The following is a 16,366-nucleotide window of genomic DNA, read 5'->3' on the forward strand; positions in this document are numbered from 1 at the left end:
GGAGATTTCAGCTTAGTCGCTGGCGCCTTGGCCGGTGAATGTGTCACGCCAACTCAGCCAGCGGCGTTCGAGCATGGCCAGCAAACCATCGCTGAATTTACCGAGCAAGGCGAGCACGATAATCGCGGCCAGCACGATGTCCGGCCGCGAGGTTTCCCGGCCGTCACTGAGCAGATAACCCAAGCCTTTGGTGGCCGCGATCAGTTCCGCTGCCACGAGAAACATCCACGCCAGACTCATGCCGCTGCGCAACCCGGTGAACAGGCCGGGCAGGGCGGCCGGCAGCAATATTCGTCGCACAAGTTGCAAGCGGCTGAAGCCATAGATGCGGCCGACTTCCACCAGTTTGCGGTCAATGTTGCGTATGGCCGCGACGACGTTGACGTACACCGGAAAGAACGCACCAATGGCGATCAAGACAATTTTCGAGGTCTCGTCGATGCCCAGCCACAACAACAGCAAGGGCACCCAGGCCAGGCTCGGGATTGAACGCAGGGCGGCGAAAGTCGGTTCCAGATAGGCCTCGGCTTCGCGGCTCAAACCGACCCAGGCGGCAAACACCAGCGCCAGACTGGCGCCAATGGCAAACCCCAGCAGCACGCGTATCAGGCTGGCGCCGATGTGTTTCCACAGCGCACCCTCAGCGAGGTCGGTGAGGGTCAGGGCAATCTCGCTCGGTGCCGGCATCTGGTAGGACGGCAGCCACCCGATGCGTACGATAATTTCCAGCGCAACGATGATCAGCAGCGGCAGGGCCAGGCCCTTGCAGCGGCGCTGCCATGCCGGATTTAAACGCGCAGGACGCTGGCGCGATACGGCAAGTGGCGCGGGCAAGTCTTTGCTGTGAGTGGTCATGGTTTTTGGCTCCGCTCACAACAAATCCGCGACGGGCGCGGATTTGTCCTGAGGCTGATCGGTTACTGGCGGGCGACGGCTTGCTGCACACCGCTGTCGAGCAATTGATCGATGACTTGATCGACATTCACCCCACGGCGCACCAGTTCCTCGGAGACCAGAATCGGCGCCGCTGCCTTGGAGGCACTGATGTCCTGTTGGGTCAGTTGCGGGCTGCTCAGATCGGTACGCGACAGTTGCAACTTGGCTACGTCCAGCGGCAAGCCGGACTCCTTGGCGAGGAGGGCGGCGAACTCATCAGGATTTTTCAGCGCCCAGTCGCGGGCCTGTTCGTAGGCTTTGATCACGGTTTCGATAGTCTGCGGATGTTCTTTGGCGTATTGCTCGGTGACACTGACCACGCCGTAGCTGTTGAACGCCGGGTTGCGGTAGAGCAGGCGCGAACCGGCCTGCACCTGACTGGCGGCCATGTGGGGATCAAGGCCGGCCCAGGCGTCGACATCGCCTTTTTCCAGCGCGGTGCGGCCATCTGGATGTTGCAGATGAACCAGTTCCACATCGTCTTTTTTAAGTCCGGCCTGTTGCAGGCTGCGTAGGGTGAACAGGTACGGGTCGGTGCCCTTTGTGGCGGCGATCTTCTTGCCCTTGAGGTCGGCGACGGTCTGATATGGCGAATCCTTGCGCACCACCAGCGCTGTCCATTCGGCGCGGCTGTAGACGTAGACCGATTTGATCGGGCTGCCATTGGCCCGGCTTAGCACGGCGGCGAGGCTGGCGCTGGAGGCGAAATCCACGCCCCCACTGTTCAGGTATTCCAGCGAGCGGTTGCTGCCCTGGCTCAATACCCAACTGACTTTGGTTTGCGGCAAGGCCTTTTCGAGGAAGCCGAAGTGCTTAAGCACCAGGCTGACTGGCGAGTAATAGGCGTAGTCGAGATGCACTTCAGCCGGCGCGGTTTCAGCCGCGTGGGCGAGCGGTTGCAGGCTCAGCACCATGGCGCTGGCAGCCAGCAGGGTTTTGAGTCGGGGAAAGAACGATGTCATGGGGGCGCTCCGGCAAAGGCACAGGTTTCTTATGTCCAAAAAGATATTTTTATCGAATGCTTCCTGCATGAATGGAATATTGCAGGCTCTGTGCCATGTGCTTGAGAGCGCCGGTTTATAAGGGTTTTAACGCCAGGTGCAGGATTTCAGCTGTTGCGTGGGAAACAGTGTGGTTCGCAACTGTTGCCAAGCAAACAGCAAGTATCAACCGTGATGAGCTTATGCATTTATCGAATTTCAAAACCGCGAATCAACAGCGTTATGGTCTATGCAATTACTTTCGCAGGACTCGCCATGAAGCTTTCTCGTTTCCTCCGCAGTGGGTTAATCACTGCATTATTTACCTCGCCGCTTTCCTACGCAGCCGAGCCCTTGGTCCTGCACGTCGGCGATCAGAACTACTACAACATCCGTGCCTCGGTGGAGGCGTCCGGCGTGTTGAAAGACGCGCCTTATAACGTCGACTGGAAGCACTTCCAGGCCGCTGCACCCTTGGCGGAAGCCTTGCAAACCGGTTCGCTGGATCTGGGCTTTCTGGGCGATTCCGGTTTTCTGTTTCTGGCTGCCAAGCAGGCGCCGGTGAAACTGATTGGCGTATCGCGGCAGAATCCGGACACCATCGCGTTACTCGTGCCAAAGGATTCGCCGGTAAAAACCATCGCTGATCTGAAGGGCAAGAAAGTCGCTTATTGGCCTGGCGCCTGGAGTCAGCAGTTGACCTTGCGCGCCCTGGAGCAGGGCGGTCTGCCGGAAAACTACGTCGATTTCGTCAAGCTGATGCCGATCGATGCCGCCGCAGCGTTGCCACAGGGCAGTATTGACGCTTTCCCGGTGTGGGAACCGTACATTTCCCAGCAGATCGTGTTCTCCGGCGCGCGACCGATCCTGACCGCAAAAAATCTGATGCCGGGGCTCAGCGCTATCGCCGCGTCGACGCCGTCCATCGACAGCAAGCGTGCCGCCATCGCGGATTTCCTCGGCCGTTTGAAACAGGCGCGAGCCTGGGTCGACAGCCACACCGATGACTACGCCGATCTGTGGGCAAAGAAAGCCAATCTCGATCAGCAGGTGTCTCGGCACTGGTTGCGTCAGGCGCACATGACTGTGGGACCTGTAGACGAGCAGGCGGCTTCAGACCTGCAAAGTACTGCTGATTTCCTGTTCAAAGTGAAAGCGCTGCCGGCTCCGTTGGCCACCGCTGGCATTATCGACACGTCTTTTCAACAGGCATTGGCTCACTGAGCGAGCGCCGGAACCAAACCCTGTGTACCTTATCCAACCTCGGCTCGAATATCCGAGCGCAGGGATGGATAAGGGCGAGGGAGTTTTGCCAATCGATCACATGACGGCCGTCGCCGTGCTCAAGGCAAAACATGACATCCGGATTCAAACTTCTTTGTGCTGCGCTGATTGCGCTTGGGCTGGCCGGTTGCATCGCCGCCCCGATAGAAATGACTGCGCAAACCGAAACGCGCCTGAAGACCCAGGCGCCGGTGCGTTTTCTGTTGACGTTCGACGATGGCCCCAGCGCTTCGAGTTTGTGGAATCCGTCGGCCACAGTGCTCGACAGTCTCAAGGACAATCCGCTGCAGCCAGACATCAAAGCGGTGTTCTTTGTGCAGACGCGTGCGCCACGAGCGGGCAACAGTGACATTGGTCGCAGCATCATGCGTCGTGAACATGATGAGGGGCACATTCTCGCGTTTCACACCGCGACCCACTGGCACACCAATCATCGTTTGCTCGACCCGCAAGAACTCGAAGAGTCGCTGACCAACGGCACGGCTGATATCGCTGCCATCACTGGCGCGCCGCCGAAGTTGCTGCGCCCGCCGTTCTGGAATTACGACAAACGTACCTTTGCCGCCTATCAGCAGCACGGCTTGCATGTGTTGCTCACGGATTTAAGTGCCAACGACGGCAAGATCTGGGGCTTCAATGCCAGCCCGAGGCGCCGGGCCAACCTATTGCGGCAGTTATCGGAAGTCCGTGAACGGATTGCCCTTGGCGAGCTGCCGACTGTGGACGGGGTGATTCCGGTGGTGGTGACGTTCCATGATCTCAACCGCTATACCGCGCGGCACACGCGCGAATACCTGCAGATTCTGCTCGATAGCGCCGCTGCCACGGGCGTGAAGCTGGCTGACAAGCCTTTCTACGATGATCACGCTGAACTTGAGAAAGCGGCATTGGCTCGTACGGTGGAAAAAAGCTCGGAGCCGGTGAGTTTGCCGGGGATGTGGAACTGGATATGGGATCACGACGCGCACTGAGGGCGGGGTGGAAAGTTGTGATCGGGTTGGCATTTTGTATCGGGCAAGCCACAACTGGCTCATCTATGCTCAACGAGTCGACCGACCCATCGCCTGCGAGGCGTGCACTCATGCTTGCCATTAACGATATTTGCCGGATTGTCGAATCCGGCTTTCCTGCGTTCAAGTGCGAGTGCATTCCGAATTCGCAGGGCCTGCTGCAGATCAAGGTTTATGAGGCTGACAGCGAGCGCGTCGAATTGCTGCTCACTGGCGTTTCCCCGGAACACCTCGTCACGATCCGTGACATTTCCAACTTCATCGGTGAATTACGCACCGAAATGAGCGCTGGCCGTCGAGCCTTCGCGGGCTAACACCTCATAAACGCCGTTGAAACGCTTCAACGATGCGCAGCGTCGCCTCGCTGGTGTGCAGATTGCGCACCGCGTCCAGCGGATGCCAGATGCAATCAATGATCTCGTTCTGCGGCCGCAATTGCTCGAAGTCCAGCACGGAGACCTCGTAGACATGATGCTGTGTGCTGCCGCTCTGCAATTCCATTAAATACAACACATCGTCGGCGTCCAGGCCGGTTTCTTCTCGCAGTTCACGTACGGCAGCCTGCGCTCGGGTTTCCCCAGGCTCGACCTTGCCGCCGGGCAATGTCCAGCGGCAGCGGGGTTTGCGTACCAGGAGAACGTGGCGATCCTGTTCGCATATAACGGTTGCGCGTACTTTCATCTGTTACCTGTTTATTGCTTGTCACGAAATGGTAATAAAACTGCAATATTTGAGCCGGAGCCAGCAACAAAGGTTTCATTGGAGTTTGGAGCGTTTGCGGCGGGGAAAAGTGCCAGAGCCATGGCGGACGCGGCTTGCGACACCCGGTCGGCATTTCGGGCGGATCAGGGTGTAAGGTAAAAGCGTGAAGCTGGATCTGACCGTTAGCGAAATGGAGGTGTCCATGAGCATGCCGATGTTGAACAAGATGCACATGAACGGCTATGACGTGCTAAGCGTGAACAATGGCCCATGGCGGGTTTGCACCCAGGGCGATCGGCTGGCGTCGTTTGGCAGCCAGGAGGAAGCACTGGCCTATGCCGCCGCACTGCCTGGCTACAAAAAACGCTCGACGCGCGCGCAAAGTCACAAAACCCACTGACAGGCAGGCTGTAACGAAAGAGCCCCGGCATGTGTCGGGGCTTTTGTTTGAGGTAGGCGGGTGGGTCTCAGTGGACCTTGGTTCGACTGATGGCGCGGGCTTTCACTTCCTTGGCATAGAGTTGCAGCCGTTCCTCATCGCTTTGCAGCACCTCACAGGATCTCAGCACGCTTTGCGCATCTGCCTCGTTACCGGATTTGCGCAGTTGTTCTGCGATACGTTTGAGGTCGACCGCCGACCATCTCAAGTCCGATGCAACGCTTTGCAGGTCGCGTTGAAGTTCGTGTTCGTATTCATTGAGCCGCATGATCACCTCCAGAACATTCTCGGTAGAAAAGAGTAGTCGCATTTTTCGTCGATGGGCAAAGCCTGTTCGTCAGCACGCTGAACGGTTGTGAAAAGTTGTGCAGATTGCGCCAAGGGCGCGGTGCCACGATGGATGTAGTGCCGCTTACACGCTACATTCACTTTTTTCAGATCAGGAATACACCATGCGGATATGGATCGGGAGTCTGGCGTTGACCCTGTTGGCAGGTTGCTCGTTGCCGGCATCGCTGGTGCCGGGTGAGCCGAATATCAGCAAGACCAGCGCCAAGTCGCCCAAGGACTATGCTGCGTGTTTATTACCGTTGTGGCAGAAGGATGTGGCCAAGACTTCGCAGACATCGATTTCCAACGGCTTCCGCATCACCGCGCCGAGCATCATCACGGCGGACGAGATTCTCGACATCGTCAAGTACAAGGATGGCAGTCGGGTTTCGCTGTATCAGGGGCCTCCGTGGGCCAAGTCCGGGTCGTTGCGCCAATCGGTGCGTGACTGCCTGTAACGACGCCTGCATAGACAAAAAAGCAGAAGCCGTATCGTCGGTTTCTGCTTTTTTTTGCCTGCCTGGAGACTGATAAGGTGGGATCTGATTCGCGAAATGAGCGGTGACAGTTGCGCACGAAGGGTTTCCTCCGTGTGCACTAGGCTTTTGCTGGGCGGTCGATAGTCAGATCGGCCGGTCTTTCAAGGAGCCTCGGATCATGGATGATCTGGTCAAAGAAGTTATTCCGCTGTTGCAGTACCTGATTCCCGGTTTTTTGTCGGCGTGGATTTTTTATTCGCTGACGGCTTTCAAACGACCCGATACGTTTGGGCAGATTGTGCAGGCGTTGATTTTTACGTTTGTGATTCAGGGCGCGGTATTGGGGATTGGGGCAATTTGTCTGTGGGTGGGTTCGAAAGGCTTTTCTTTAGGGAAATGGGATGCTCGGGCGGAAGCATTGTGGGCATTTATTGTTTCAGTATGTCTCGCCGGGCTTTTCTGTTATTTGGCTTCAAACGGGATGTTGCATGTGTGGCTACGCAAGCGACACCTGACACGCAAAAGCTCCCATCCTAGCGAGTGGTACAGCGCTTTTGAACGACAGGATCGCCTTGTCACTTTGCAACTGAATGACGAGAGGCGATTGTTTGGCTGGCCTTTGGAGTGGCCTTCCAGTCCCTCGGAGGGGCGATTTATCTTGCTGAATCCACAATGGCTTGGCGATGGTGGCGAGGTGTTTACTTTTGGCGCCGAATTAATGGTGATAGATTCCTCAAAAGTTCAGTGGGTCGAATTCAATTCTGTCGAGGAGGTTGTTTCATGAGCGCAAAAGCACCCAATCCCATGCCACCTCACGTGGCACGTCTCTTCGTGGGCCCAGACGGCAAGCCATTGGCAAAACCCCTGGTTAAAGGACCCAGTGCGCCTCCACCGCCAAAGCGCTAATCAGCGTCGCCAGTCACCTGGCCCCACCCCTCAGCCACCGCCCGGCGAATCGCTTCCAGCAACATCGCAAACGCCGGGTTGTCGTTGTTCTCCCGCCAGATCAGATGCAGCTCGCTCTGCACCCCTTCGCCCAAATCGATATCGCGAAACACTACATTTTTGAACACCACACTGGTGGCGCAACGCGGCACCAGTGCCAGGCCCATGCCCGCATTGACCAGTGCCAATATCGTCAGCGACGACCCCAGCCATTGCACATAATCCGGCGCAACCCGGGCTGAACGCAGCATGCCGGTCAGCAATTCGTTGAACGGCGGATAAGCAGCGTGGGAGTACATCAGGAAGGGTTGTTTATCCAGGTCATTGACCGACACTTCAGTCGCCGTTGCCAATGGATGTCCGCTTGGCACTGCCAGCACAAACGGCTCGCGCACCAGGCACTCGGTGGCGTACCCCGGTTCCAATAGCGGCGCGCGGGCGATGCCCAAATCGATGCGTCGCGCGCGCAGGGCTTCGTGCTGCTGGTAAGTGTTCATCTCCGACAGATCGATTTTCACCTGCGGTTGTTTCAGGCGCGCCTCGGCAATCACCTTAGGCAGAAATTCATACACCGCGCTGCCGACAAAACTGATGTTCACCGACCCGATGTCGCCCTCGGCAAACCGCCGGGCAGTGACGGCTGCTTGCTGTGCGCGCTCCAGCAGGTTCTGTGCTTCGATGAAGAATGCTCGGCCCGCTGCGGTGAGAGCGACGCTACGAGTGCTGCGGGTAAACAGTTCGACACCGAGGTGATGCTCAAGCAACTGAATCTGCCTGCTCAGCGGCGGCTGGGTCATGTTCAGTCGCTCAGCGGCGCGGCGAAAGTTGAGTTCGGTGGCGACGGTGGTGAAGCAGCGTAGCTGGGTCAGTTCGAACATTGATCTAATCCGGGTATCAATCGAATGCCAAGTTAGATTAGACGGGATCAATGGTCGCCGTCCATGATCGGCCCATCGCTTTACGCCATCCCTAAAAAAACAAGATCGGGAGTCGCCCCTTGAAAACCCTCCAGAGTCCGCTGGACGTCACGGTTCTCGCCCGTGCCGCCGCCAAGGTCAAGCGCCACGTGCTGCCGCTGTTCGTGGTGATGTTCATCGTCAACTACATCGATCGGGTCAACATCGGTTTTGTGCGCAGTCACATGGAAACCGATCTGGGCATCGGTGCGGCGGCTTACGGCCTCGGTGCCGGTTTGTTCTTCGTTGGCTACGCGCTGTTCGAAGTGCCGTCCAACATGCTCCTGCAACGTTACGGCGCACGGGTCTGGCTGACGCGGATCATGTTCACCTGGGGCGCGGCCGCCATGGCCATGGCGTTCGTTAGAGGAGAAACCAGTTTCTATGTGCTGCGCTTTATTCTCGGCGCGGCCGAGGCAGGGTTCTTTCCGGGGATCATTTATTACTTCACCCAATGGCTGCCAGCCTCCGAGCGCGGCAAGACCATGGCGGTGTTTCTCAGCGGTTCGGCGATTGCCTCGGTGATCTCCGGCCCGGTCTCCGGTGCGTTGCTGCACATCAGCGGCCTCGGCCTGCATGGCTGGCAGTGGATGTTTTTGATTGAGGGCGCGGCTTCAGTGGTGCTCTGCGCATTCGTCTGGTTCTGGCTGCAATCGCATCCGCGTCAGGCCAAGTGGCTGAGCGAAGAAGAGCGCGAAGCGCTGGTGGCGGCGATTGCCGAGGAGCAGCGCGCTCGTGAGGCGTCGCAGGTGGCCAAACCGTCGATGTTCAAGTTGTTGGCGGATCGGCAGATTGCGCTGTTCTGTTTCATCTACTTCTCCATTGCCCTGACCATTTACGGCGCGACGTTCTGGCTGCCAAGCATGATCAAGAAGATGGGCAATCTCGGCGACTTCCAGGTCGGCCTGCTCAATTCGATTCCGTGGATCATTTCGATTGTTGCCATGTACGGTTTTGCGGCGATGGCCGGCAAGTGGAAGTTTCAGCAAGCCTGGGTCGCGCTGACGCTGGTGATCGCGGCGATCGGGATGTTCATGTCGACCACTGGCGGGCCGATCTTCGCCTTCGTTGCGATCTGTTTCGCCGCCATCGGCTTCAAGGCTGCGTCGGCGTTGTTCTGGCCGATTCCGCAAAGCTATCTGGATGCGCGCATTGCCGCTGCAGTGATCGCGTTGATCAACTCCATCGGCAACCTCGGCGGCTTCGTTGCGCCGACGGCGTTCGGCATCCTCGAAGAAACCACTGGCTCCATTGAGGGCGGTCTGTATGGCCTGGCGGCGACGTCGCTGATCGCGGCGGTGGTGATCTTCTTCGCCCGCACGGCGCCAGGAGCCAAAGGCAAAACCCCGGCAAAGCCGCATGACGACACCGCCGTTATTGCGACGGCCCGCCCGGCCGCGAGCCATTGAATTGATTGTCGATCTGTCAGGAGCGTTATCTTGAAAATCACCCGCGTAACTGTGACTCCGATTGCCTTTCGCGATCCGCCGCTGCTCAACGCCAGCGGCATTCATGAACCCTTCGCCTTGCGCTCGATCATCGAGATCGAAAGCGACAACGGCTACATCGGCCTCGGCGAAAGCTATGGCGATGCCCCGGCGCTGGCGATCCAGCAGCAGTTGCAGGCGCAACTGATCGGTCTCGATCCGTTCAACCTCAACCAGTTACGCGCGATCGTGCAGGCCACCGTTGCCGCCAACAAACCCGCCACTATTGCCGGTGCCGAACTCGCGCCCGGTTCTCATGCCAGCAAAGCGGTAAGCAATGCTTATTCGGCGTTCGAAGTAGCCTTCCTCGATTTGCAGGCGCATTACCTGAATGTGCCGCTGGTGGACCTGCTCGGTGGCGCGATTCGCGATCAGGTGCCGTTCAGCGCCTATCTGTTCTTCAAGTACGCGCAGCATGTCGATTCGCCCTACAAGCCGGATAACTGGGGCGAGGCACTCAGCGAGCAGCAGATCGTTGCCCAAGCTGCACGGATGATCGAGGCGTACGGTTTCAAGAGCATCAAGCTCAAGGCCGGTACGTTGCCGCCGGAGCATGAGGTGGCGTGCATCAAAGCGTTGAAAAAGGCTTTTCCCGGTTACCCGTTGCGCATCGATCCGAACGGCAACTGGTCGCTGGAAACCTCGATTCGCATGGCCGAATTGCTCGGCGATGATTTGCAGTATTACGAAGACCCGACCCCGGGCCTCGACGGCATGGCCGAACTGCACAAGCGCACTGGTCTGCCGCTGGCGACCAACATGGTGGTCACCGATTTCGACGAGTTCCGTCGCAGCGTTGCGCAGAACAGTGTGCAGATCGTGCTTGCCGATCACCATTACTGGGGCGGCCTGCGCGACACGCAGACGCTGGCGAAAATGTGCGATGTGTTCGGCGTTGGCGTGTCGATGCATTCCAACTCGCACCTGGGTATCAGCCTCATGGCAATGGCCCATGTGGCGGCGGCGGTGCCGAATCTGGATTACGCCTGCGACACCCATTACCCGTGGCAGGAGCCGGATGAGGAGGTGATCAAGGGTGGCAAACTGCTGATTGTCGATGGCTGCGTGAAGATCACCCGCGCGCCGGGGCTTGGGCTGGAGCTGGATCATGAGCAGTTGGGCAAGCTGCATGATCAGTATCTGACGTGCGGGATTCGTCAGCGTGATGATGTGCGGCAGATGCAGCGCTACAAGCCGGACTGGAAGGCGGTCAAGCCACGGTTTTGAGGTGTTTGATTTGACGCCATCGCGAGCAGGCTCACTCCTACAGTTGGAATGCGCTTCCCTGTAGGAGTGAGCCTGCTCGCGATTGGCGTCCTCATGTTCACAACGTTTTTACCAGCCAATCCCGAAACGCTTTCAGCGACGGCAAATTCTCATTGCGCGGCGGATACACCAGGTAATAGCTGCGCCGACTGGTAATCGGCTCGCCCAGTTGCAACAACTCACCACTCAACAACTCATCCTCAACCAGAATCCGCGGCACCAAACCCACACCAATATTGGCCCGCACTGCCTGAATCAAGTGCGAAGTCATTTCAAAGCTCGGCCCGATGCGCATGCTGCGGTGCGGCAGACCTTGATGGCTGAACCACTCCGCCCACGCCTGGGCATTGCTGCTGACATTGAGCAGCAGTTGCCCGGCTATGTGTTGTTCGGCGTCGTCGCGTTCGGCGTCGGACAACTGCGCACTGGCGATCACCACCAGTTCCTCGGTGTGCAAGGGCAGGGCGGTCAACCCCGGCCAGTCCCCGCCGCCGACGCAGATCGCCGCATCGATTTCGCTGGTATCGAAATCGATCGCTTCGATCCGCGAATGTAAATGCACGGTCATACCCGGGTGCGCGGTGTAGAAATCCTTGAGTCGCGGCAATAGCCACTTCGAACCGAAAGTCGGCAGCGTTGCCAGGCGCAAGCTGTGAATGCCCGAGCCAAATGCCATGGCCTGCAAGGTCGCGCTGCGAATCTGCCCAAGCGCTTCGGCGAGTTCGCGCTGATACATGCGCCCGACATCGGTCAGCACCACTTGCCTGCCTTCGCGCGTGAACAAACGCATGCCGAGCATCTTCTCGAGAATCTGCACCTGACGGCTGACCGCACTCTGCGTCAGCGACAGTTCGTGGGCGGCGCGGGTGTAGCTTTCATGGCGCGCGGCGGCCTCGAAAGCCAGCAATAACGACATGGAAGGAGTGAGCGTGCGCGGATTCATTCGTAAAAGTCATCAATAGCGGGTCGAATTTACGGTTGTCCCTGCGTTCGCCAGCAATGAACATGGACACCATGAGATGGCGGAGCCTGACGCAATCATTCGTTGCGTACAACTGTTCACCGCCACACGGCCCGATTTGACCGAGATACCCTGACCGATGATTGCCCAGCTGTCCCCCGCCAAAGCCCTGGCCAACGATTACCAGCAGTTCCTCACAGCCCTGAAAGCCAGCGGCTTTCGCGGTGAAATCAGCGCCGATTACGCCAGCCGTGTGGTGCTGGCGACCGACAACTCGATCTATCAGCGCCTGCCGCAAGCGGCGGTGTTTCCGCTGGACGCTGATGACTTGGCACGGGTGGCGCGGCTGATCGCCGAACCGGCCTATCAACAAGTGGTGATCACCCCTCGCGGTGGCGGCACCGGCACCAACGGCCAATCGCTGACGGACGGCATCGTCGTCGACCTGTCGCGGCACATGAACCGCATTCTGGAAATCAACGTCGAGCAGCGCTGGGTGCGCGTGCAGGCCGGAGTGGTCAAGGATCAGCTCAACGCCGCGCTGAAATCCGCCGGGCTGTTTTTTGCCCCGGAACTGTCGACCTCCAACCGCGCCACCGTCGGCGGCATGATTAACACCGATGCCAGTGGTCAGGGCAGTTGCACCTATGGCAAGACCCGCGACCATGTGCTCGAACTCGACATGATCTTGCGCGGCGGTGAGCGTCTGCACGGTCTGCCTCTTGAGGAAAGCGAACTCGAAGCCCAGTGCGCCCGCGAAGATCGCGTCGGTGAAGTCTACCGCTGTGCGCGGCAAATCATTGATGAGCAGGGCGAGCTGATCAAAGAGCGTTTCCCCGATCTCAACCGTTGCCTGACCGGTTATGACCTGGCGCACCTGCGTGAGGCGGACAACCGTTTCAACCTCAACAGCGTGCTTTGCGGTGCCGAAGGCTCGCTGGGGTTTGTCGTCGAAGCGCGGCTGAATGTCTTGCCGATCCCCAAGCACACAATGTTGGTGAACATCCGCTACGCCGGGTTCATGGACGCACTGCGCGACGCCCGCGCCTTGATGGCGCTCAAGCCGCTGTCGATCGAAACCGTTGACTCGAAAGTCTTGCTGCTGGCGATGCAGGACATTGTCTGGCACGGCGTCGCCGAGTATTTCCCGGAAAGCGCCGAGCGCCCGACCTTGGGCATCAATCTGGTGGAGTTCTGCGGCGACGATCCGGAGGATTTGCAGCGCCGGGTCGAAGCATTCGTCGACCACTTGGGCTGCGACCGCACGGTTGAGCGTTTGGGCCATACGCTGGCGGTCGGTCATGCGGCGGTAAACAAGGTCTACGGCATGCGCAAACGTGCGGTAGGCCTGCTCGGCAACGTCGCCGGAGAAGCGCGGCCGCAGCCTTTTGTTGAAGACACAGCGGTGCCGCCGCAGCATTTGGCCGAGTACATCGCCGAATTACGCGACTTGCTCGACAGCCACGGCTTGCAGTACGGCATGTTCGGCCACGTCGATGCAGGCGTGCTGCACGTGCGGCCGATCCTCGACATGAAAGACCCGCAGCAAGCGGCGCTGGTGCGTCCGGTGTCCGATGGTGTCGCCGCGCTGACCCAGCGTTACGGTGGCCTTCTGTGGGGCGAGCACGGCAAAGGCTTGCGTTCGGAATACGCGCCGGCCTTTTTCGGTGAACTCTACCCGGCGCTGCAAGCCTTGAAGGCCGCGTTCGACCCGTTCAACCAGTTCAACCCAGGCAAGATCGCCACCCCGGCCAACACTGGCGCTGCGCTGCTGAAAATCGACGAAGTGACTTTGCGCGGTGAACTCGATCGACAGATCGACGAAAAGGTCTGGCAGAGCTACGGCGCGGCCATGCACTGCAACGGCAACGGCGCCTGCTACAACTTTGACCCCGACGACGCCATGTGCCCGTCGTGGAAAGCCACCCGCGAGCGCGCTCAGTCGCCCAAGGGCCGTGCCTCGTTGATCCGCGAGTGGCTGCGTTTGCAGGGTGAGGCGGGTGTCGATGTGTTGTCCGAGGCGATTCGCAAGCCGGCGTTTTTCAGCACGTTGTGGCAGCGCTGGCGCAACAGTCGTGCGCAGGCCGAAGACTTCTCCCACGAAGTCTACGACGCCATGGCCGGTTGCCTGGCGTGCAAATCCTGTGCGGGACAGTGCCCGGTCAAGGTCAATGTGCCGGAGTTTCGTTCGCGTTTTCTTGAGCTGTATCACAGCCGTTATCTGCGCCCGGCGCGGGATTACCTGATCGCCTCGCTGGAATACAGCATCCCCTACATGGCGCGGATTCCGGCGTTGTACAACGGGTTGATGGGCGCTGAATTTGTTCGCAGCCTGTTGGAACGGGTCGGTGGCATGATCGATGTGCCGTTGCTCAGTCGCTTTGATTTCCATGCGGCGATGCGCCGCTGGCAGGTGCAAGCGGCGACGGCGTCGACCTTGGCGACGCTGACTCCAGCGCAACGTGAACGCAGTGTGGTCATCGTGCAGGATGCCTTCACGCGCTACTTCGAAGCGCCGCTGTTGGCTGATCTGGTCGAGCTGATTTCGCGTCTGGGTTATCAGGTGTATCTGGCGCCGTTCAGCGCCAATGGCAAACCGCTGCACGTGCAGGGCTTCCTCTCGGCGTTCAACCGCGCGGCGCTGCGCAATGCCCGGCAGTTGCGCGAATTGGCGGACATCGGTGTGCCGTTGCTGGGCCTCGATCCGGCGATGACGCTGGTGTACCGCCAGGAATACCTTAAAGTCCCGGGCATGCAGCAATGCCCGGAGGTGGCACTGGTGCAGGAATGGTTGCTCAAGGTGATGCCGGAGCAGGCGCCGCAGGATAAAAACGCCTCGTTCCGACTGCTCGCCCATTGCACCGAGAAAACCAACGCCCCGGCCGCGACTCGGCAGTGGGAGCAAGTGTTCGAGCGCGCAGGGTTGAAACTGGCCACGCAAGCCACCGGTTGCTGCGGCATGTCCGGCACGTATGGCCACGAGGCGCGCAATCGTAAAACTTCAGCGGTGATCTACGAGCAGTCGTGGGCCCGTCAGGTGGCGGCGCCGGCAGAGCAGGGCGAAGCGTTGGCCACGGGGTATTCCTGCCGCAGTCAGGTCAAGCGCCAGTCGGATCAGGCACTGCGCCATCCGTTGCAGGTGTTGCTGACGGCTCTGCGTCGCTGAGTGGTTCATCGTCTGGAGCGTTGTCCCAGATCAGCCGAGGGTCGAAGCTCATTGCCGAGAGCATGGTCAGCACCACGACCATGCCGAAGAACAGGATGCCCGGTCGCGGTTCGATATCGCCCAGTGTCTGGAACTTCACCAACGCTGCGACCAGTGCGACCACCAGCACATCGAGCATTGACCAGTAGCCGATCAGCTCGACGAAGCGGAACATTTTCGAGCGCTCCCGGCGTGCCCAGCCACTGTCGCGTTGCACAGTGATCAACAACAGCGACAGGGCGACGAACTTGACGCCCGGCACGGCGATACTGGCGATAAAGATGATCAGTGCGATGTCCCACGCGCCATGCTGCCAGAACTCCAGCACGCCGCTCATGATCGTGCTGTCGGCGCCGCTGCCAAGCATGGTGGTGTTCATCACCGGCAGCAGATTGGCCGGCACGTAAAACGCCAGCGCCGCGAGCATGTAGGCCCAGGTGCGCGCCAGTGAATTAGTCTTGCGCCGATGCAGCGGCGCGTCGCAACGGGGGCATTCATGTGGCTCGTCGGTCATGTCGCAGGCCAGGCCACAGCTGTGGCACAGGCACAGGTTGAGTTCGCTGGCAGTCGCGGGTCGGTTCATGGAATGTCCCATAGGTCGCGGATATCGCGGCCGGCAATCCTGATCATCATCAAACTCAGCACGGCCAATGCGAACAGGCCGATGCCGGGCAACACGTCGAGCAATCCCGCCAGTTTGAACACCGCGACCATCGCCCCCAGCAGGCACACTTCGAGCATGCTCCACGGCCGCAGGGTTTCCAGCCAGCGCATGCACACCTTGAAGCCCGGTGCGCGTCGCGATGACAGGGCGAAGCTAAGCACCCAGGTCAGCAGGACCAGTTGAAATGCCGGGGCAATAATGATCGAAATTGCCGCGACCATCGCTATGAAGGTGATCGGCCCCTGACTCAGCGCCAGCACCGAATCCCACAGCGTCGCACTGTTTTTCAGGCCTTTGAGGCTGATGCTCATCACCGGATAGAAATTGGCAAACAGCCACAGCATCGCCGCCGTGAAGGTCAGTGCCAGGCGCTGTTCGACGGTCAAACCGTTGAAACGCTGGAGTACGCCGCCGCAACGCACGCACGAGGTTTTCTGGTGTTTGCCCAGCACGGCTTTTTCGTAAACGCAGTCGCAGTGCTCGCAGATGATCAGGTGTTCGGTGTTGACCATGGACAACGCTCGACAACAGGCCGCAAGGGCAGGGGACTTGATCACTATAGAAGCCTGAGGCCATTGGGCAACCTGGACGGTGTGATCGGCTGCGGTTTTCTGAGAATTGCTATCGATTGGGCTTTGGATTTTGCTTTTTAGTGTTATAAGGTAACGCAAAATTTTCAGGGCAGTCCTTGTCGGCGCCCGCTGTTAACCCTTCGATTGCGA

General features: G+C 59.1%; 17 protein-coding genes. 9 read left to right on the forward strand and 8 right to left on the reverse strand.

Annotation, left to right across the window (positions count from 1 at the left end; translation table 11 throughout):
* Positions 1-12 precede the first annotated feature (12 nt).
* Positions 13-855: an ABC transporter permease gene (locus tag LOY43_RS11420; protein WP_258709652.1), complete on the reverse strand. Its 843-nt coding sequence runs from the start codon at positions 853-855 to the stop codon at positions 13-15.
* Positions 856-917: 62 nt separating this feature from the next.
* The gene (locus LOY43_RS11425; protein WP_095050016.1) at positions 918-1,898 is read right to left on the reverse strand and encodes an aliphatic sulfonate ABC transporter substrate-binding protein; all 981 of its coding nucleotides are present in this window, start codon (positions 1,896-1,898) and stop codon (positions 918-920) included.
* A 294-nt stretch (positions 1,899-2,192) separates the two neighbouring features.
* On the opposite strand from LOY43_RS11425, the gene LOY43_RS11430 reads away from it, so the two are divergent.
* The 3 genes from LOY43_RS11430 (at position 2,193) to LOY43_RS11440 (ending at position 4,524) form a co-directional block, all read left to right on the forward strand.
* On the forward strand, positions 2,193-3,140 hold the full coding sequence (locus LOY43_RS11430) for an ABC transporter substrate-binding protein (RefSeq protein ID WP_258709653.1): 948 nt from the start codon (positions 2,193-2,195) through the stop codon (positions 3,138-3,140).
* Positions 3,141-3,271: 131 nt separating this feature from the next.
* Positions 3,272-4,171 carry a polysaccharide deacetylase family protein gene (locus LOY43_RS11435; protein WP_095125719.1) on the forward strand — a complete coding sequence of 300 codons (900 nt, stop codon included), beginning with the start codon at positions 3,272-3,274 and terminating at the stop codon, positions 4,169-4,171.
* A gap of 110 nt (positions 4,172-4,281) precedes the next feature.
* Entirely contained in the window at positions 4,282-4,524 is a 243-nt protein-coding gene (locus tag LOY43_RS11440) for a DUF1652 domain-containing protein (protein WP_095125718.1), read from the forward strand.
* A 4-nt stretch (positions 4,525-4,528) separates the two neighbouring features.
* On the opposite strand, the gene LOY43_RS11445 is transcribed toward LOY43_RS11440, so the two are convergent.
* Positions 4,529-4,891, reverse strand: coding sequence for an NUDIX hydrolase (locus LOY43_RS11445; protein ID WP_220558612.1), 363 nt, complete (start codon positions 4,889-4,891; stop codon positions 4,529-4,531).
* Positions 4,892-5,114: 223 nt separating this feature from the next.
* Between LOY43_RS11445 and LOY43_RS11450 the strand changes: the two genes are divergently transcribed.
* Positions 5,115-5,312 (forward strand): DUF2188 domain-containing protein, encoded by a 198-nt coding sequence (locus LOY43_RS11450; RefSeq protein WP_095050021.1) that lies wholly within the window; start codon positions 5,115-5,117, stop codon positions 5,310-5,312.
* A gap of 67 nt (positions 5,313-5,379) precedes the next feature.
* Here the strand turns inward: LOY43_RS11450 and LOY43_RS11455 are convergent, their stop codons facing one another.
* Positions 5,380-5,619, reverse strand: a complete 240-nt coding sequence (locus LOY43_RS11455; protein WP_016983018.1) for a hypothetical protein — start codon at positions 5,617-5,619, stop codon at positions 5,380-5,382.
* 184 nt (positions 5,620-5,803) lie between these two features.
* Between LOY43_RS11455 and LOY43_RS11460 the strand changes: the two genes are divergently transcribed.
* Positions 5,804-6,139 (forward strand): hypothetical protein, encoded by a 336-nt coding sequence (locus tag LOY43_RS11460; protein WP_095125716.1) that lies wholly within the window; start codon positions 5,804-5,806, stop codon positions 6,137-6,139.
* Between the two features lie 199 nt (positions 6,140-6,338).
* Complete coding sequence (locus tag LOY43_RS11465; RefSeq protein ID WP_258709654.1) at positions 6,339-6,944, forward strand: DUF6338 family protein; 606 nt, start codon at positions 6,339-6,341, stop codon at positions 6,942-6,944.
* A gap of 118 nt (positions 6,945-7,062) precedes the next feature.
* Here the strand turns inward: LOY43_RS11465 and LOY43_RS11470 are convergent, their stop codons facing one another.
* Positions 7,063-7,983, reverse strand: coding sequence for a LysR substrate-binding domain-containing protein (locus LOY43_RS11470; protein WP_258709655.1), 921 nt, complete (start codon positions 7,981-7,983; stop codon positions 7,063-7,065).
* Between the two features lie 119 nt (positions 7,984-8,102).
* Here LOY43_RS11470 and LOY43_RS11475 point away from each other — a divergent pair, with 119 nt between their 5' ends.
* Both LOY43_RS11475 and LOY43_RS11480 read left to right on the forward strand, forming a co-directional pair.
* Positions 8,103-9,470 carry an MFS transporter gene (locus LOY43_RS11475; RefSeq protein WP_258709656.1) on the forward strand — a complete coding sequence of 456 codons (1,368 nt, stop codon included), beginning with the start codon at positions 8,103-8,105 and terminating at the stop codon, positions 9,468-9,470.
* A gap of 30 nt (positions 9,471-9,500) precedes the next feature.
* Positions 9,501-10,775 (forward strand): glucarate dehydratase family protein, encoded by a 1,275-nt coding sequence (locus LOY43_RS11480; protein ID WP_258709657.1) that lies wholly within the window; start codon positions 9,501-9,503, stop codon positions 10,773-10,775.
* Between the two features lie 97 nt (positions 10,776-10,872).
* On the opposite strand, the gene LOY43_RS11485 is transcribed toward LOY43_RS11480, so the two are convergent.
* Positions 10,873-11,757, reverse strand: coding sequence for a LysR substrate-binding domain-containing protein (locus LOY43_RS11485; protein WP_095050036.1), 885 nt, complete (start codon positions 11,755-11,757; stop codon positions 10,873-10,875).
* A 157-nt stretch (positions 11,758-11,914) separates the two neighbouring features.
* Between LOY43_RS11485 and LOY43_RS11490 the strand changes: the two genes are divergently transcribed.
* The gene (locus LOY43_RS11490; protein WP_258709658.1) at positions 11,915-14,941 is read left to right on the forward strand and encodes an FAD-binding and (Fe-S)-binding domain-containing protein; all 3,027 of its coding nucleotides are present in this window, start codon (positions 11,915-11,917) and stop codon (positions 14,939-14,941) included.
* On the opposite strand, the gene LOY43_RS11495 is transcribed toward LOY43_RS11490, so the two are convergent.
* Both LOY43_RS11495 and LOY43_RS11500 read right to left on the reverse strand, forming a co-directional pair.
* Complete coding sequence (locus tag LOY43_RS11495) at positions 14,874-15,563, reverse strand: paraquat-inducible protein A (RefSeq protein ID WP_095125707.1); 690 nt, start codon at positions 15,561-15,563, stop codon at positions 14,874-14,876. The two genes, LOY43_RS11490 and LOY43_RS11495, sit on opposite strands and share 68 nt — an antisense overlap.
* Positions 15,560-16,156: a paraquat-inducible protein A gene (locus tag LOY43_RS11500; RefSeq protein WP_095050039.1), complete on the reverse strand. Its 597-nt coding sequence runs from the start codon at positions 16,154-16,156 to the stop codon at positions 15,560-15,562. The genes LOY43_RS11495 and LOY43_RS11500 overlap by 4 nt, the downstream gene beginning before the upstream one ends.
* Positions 16,157-16,366: the final 210 nt, after the last annotated feature.

The organism is Pseudomonas sp. B21-041 (assembly GCF_024748675.1).
In the GTDB taxonomy this organism is placed as follows: domain Bacteria; phylum Pseudomonadota; class Gammaproteobacteria; order Pseudomonadales; family Pseudomonadaceae; genus Aquipseudomonas; species Aquipseudomonas neuropathica.

What these genes read in the sequence shown, in the direction of transcription:
- LOY43_RS11420 (WP_258709652.1), bottom strand. Translation starts at nt 855, where the DNA reads ATGACCACTCACAGCAAAGACTTGCCCGCGCCACTTGCCGTATCGCGC.
- LOY43_RS11425 (WP_095050016.1), bottom strand. Translation starts at nt 1,898, where the DNA reads ATGACATCGTTCTTTCCCCGACTCAAAACCCTGCTGGCTGCCAGCGCC.
- LOY43_RS11430 (WP_258709653.1), top strand. Translation starts at nt 2,193, where the DNA reads ATGAAGCTTTCTCGTTTCCTCCGCAGTGGGTTAATCACTGCATTATTT.
- LOY43_RS11435 (WP_095125719.1), top strand. Translation starts at nt 3,272, where the DNA reads ATGACATCCGGATTCAAACTTCTTTGTGCTGCGCTGATTGCGCTTGGG.
- LOY43_RS11440 (WP_095125718.1), top strand. Translation starts at nt 4,282, where the DNA reads ATGCTTGCCATTAACGATATTTGCCGGATTGTCGAATCCGGCTTTCCT.
- LOY43_RS11445 (WP_220558612.1), bottom strand. Translation starts at nt 4,891, where the DNA reads ATGAAAGTACGCGCAACCGTTATATGCGAACAGGATCGCCACGTTCTC.
- LOY43_RS11450 (WP_095050021.1), top strand. Translation starts at nt 5,115, where the DNA reads ATGAGCATGCCGATGTTGAACAAGATGCACATGAACGGCTATGACGTG.
- LOY43_RS11455 (WP_016983018.1), bottom strand. Translation starts at nt 5,619, where the DNA reads ATGCGGCTCAATGAATACGAACACGAACTTCAACGCGACCTGCAAAGC.
- LOY43_RS11460 (WP_095125716.1), top strand. Translation starts at nt 5,804, where the DNA reads ATGCGGATATGGATCGGGAGTCTGGCGTTGACCCTGTTGGCAGGTTGC.
- LOY43_RS11465 (WP_258709654.1), top strand. Translation starts at nt 6,339, where the DNA reads ATGGATGATCTGGTCAAAGAAGTTATTCCGCTGTTGCAGTACCTGATT.
- LOY43_RS11470 (WP_258709655.1), bottom strand. Translation starts at nt 7,983, where the DNA reads ATGTTCGAACTGACCCAGCTACGCTGCTTCACCACCGTCGCCACCGAA.
- LOY43_RS11485 (WP_095050036.1), bottom strand. Translation starts at nt 11,757, where the DNA reads ATGAATCCGCGCACGCTCACTCCTTCCATGTCGTTATTGCTGGCTTTC.
- LOY43_RS11490 (WP_258709658.1), top strand. Translation starts at nt 11,915, where the DNA reads ATGATTGCCCAGCTGTCCCCCGCCAAAGCCCTGGCCAACGATTACCAG.
- LOY43_RS11495 (WP_095125707.1), bottom strand. Translation starts at nt 15,563, where the DNA reads ATGAACCGACCCGCGACTGCCAGCGAACTCAACCTGTGCCTGTGCCAC.
- LOY43_RS11500 (WP_095050039.1), bottom strand. Translation starts at nt 16,156, where the DNA reads ATGGTCAACACCGAACACCTGATCATCTGCGAGCACTGCGACTGCGTT.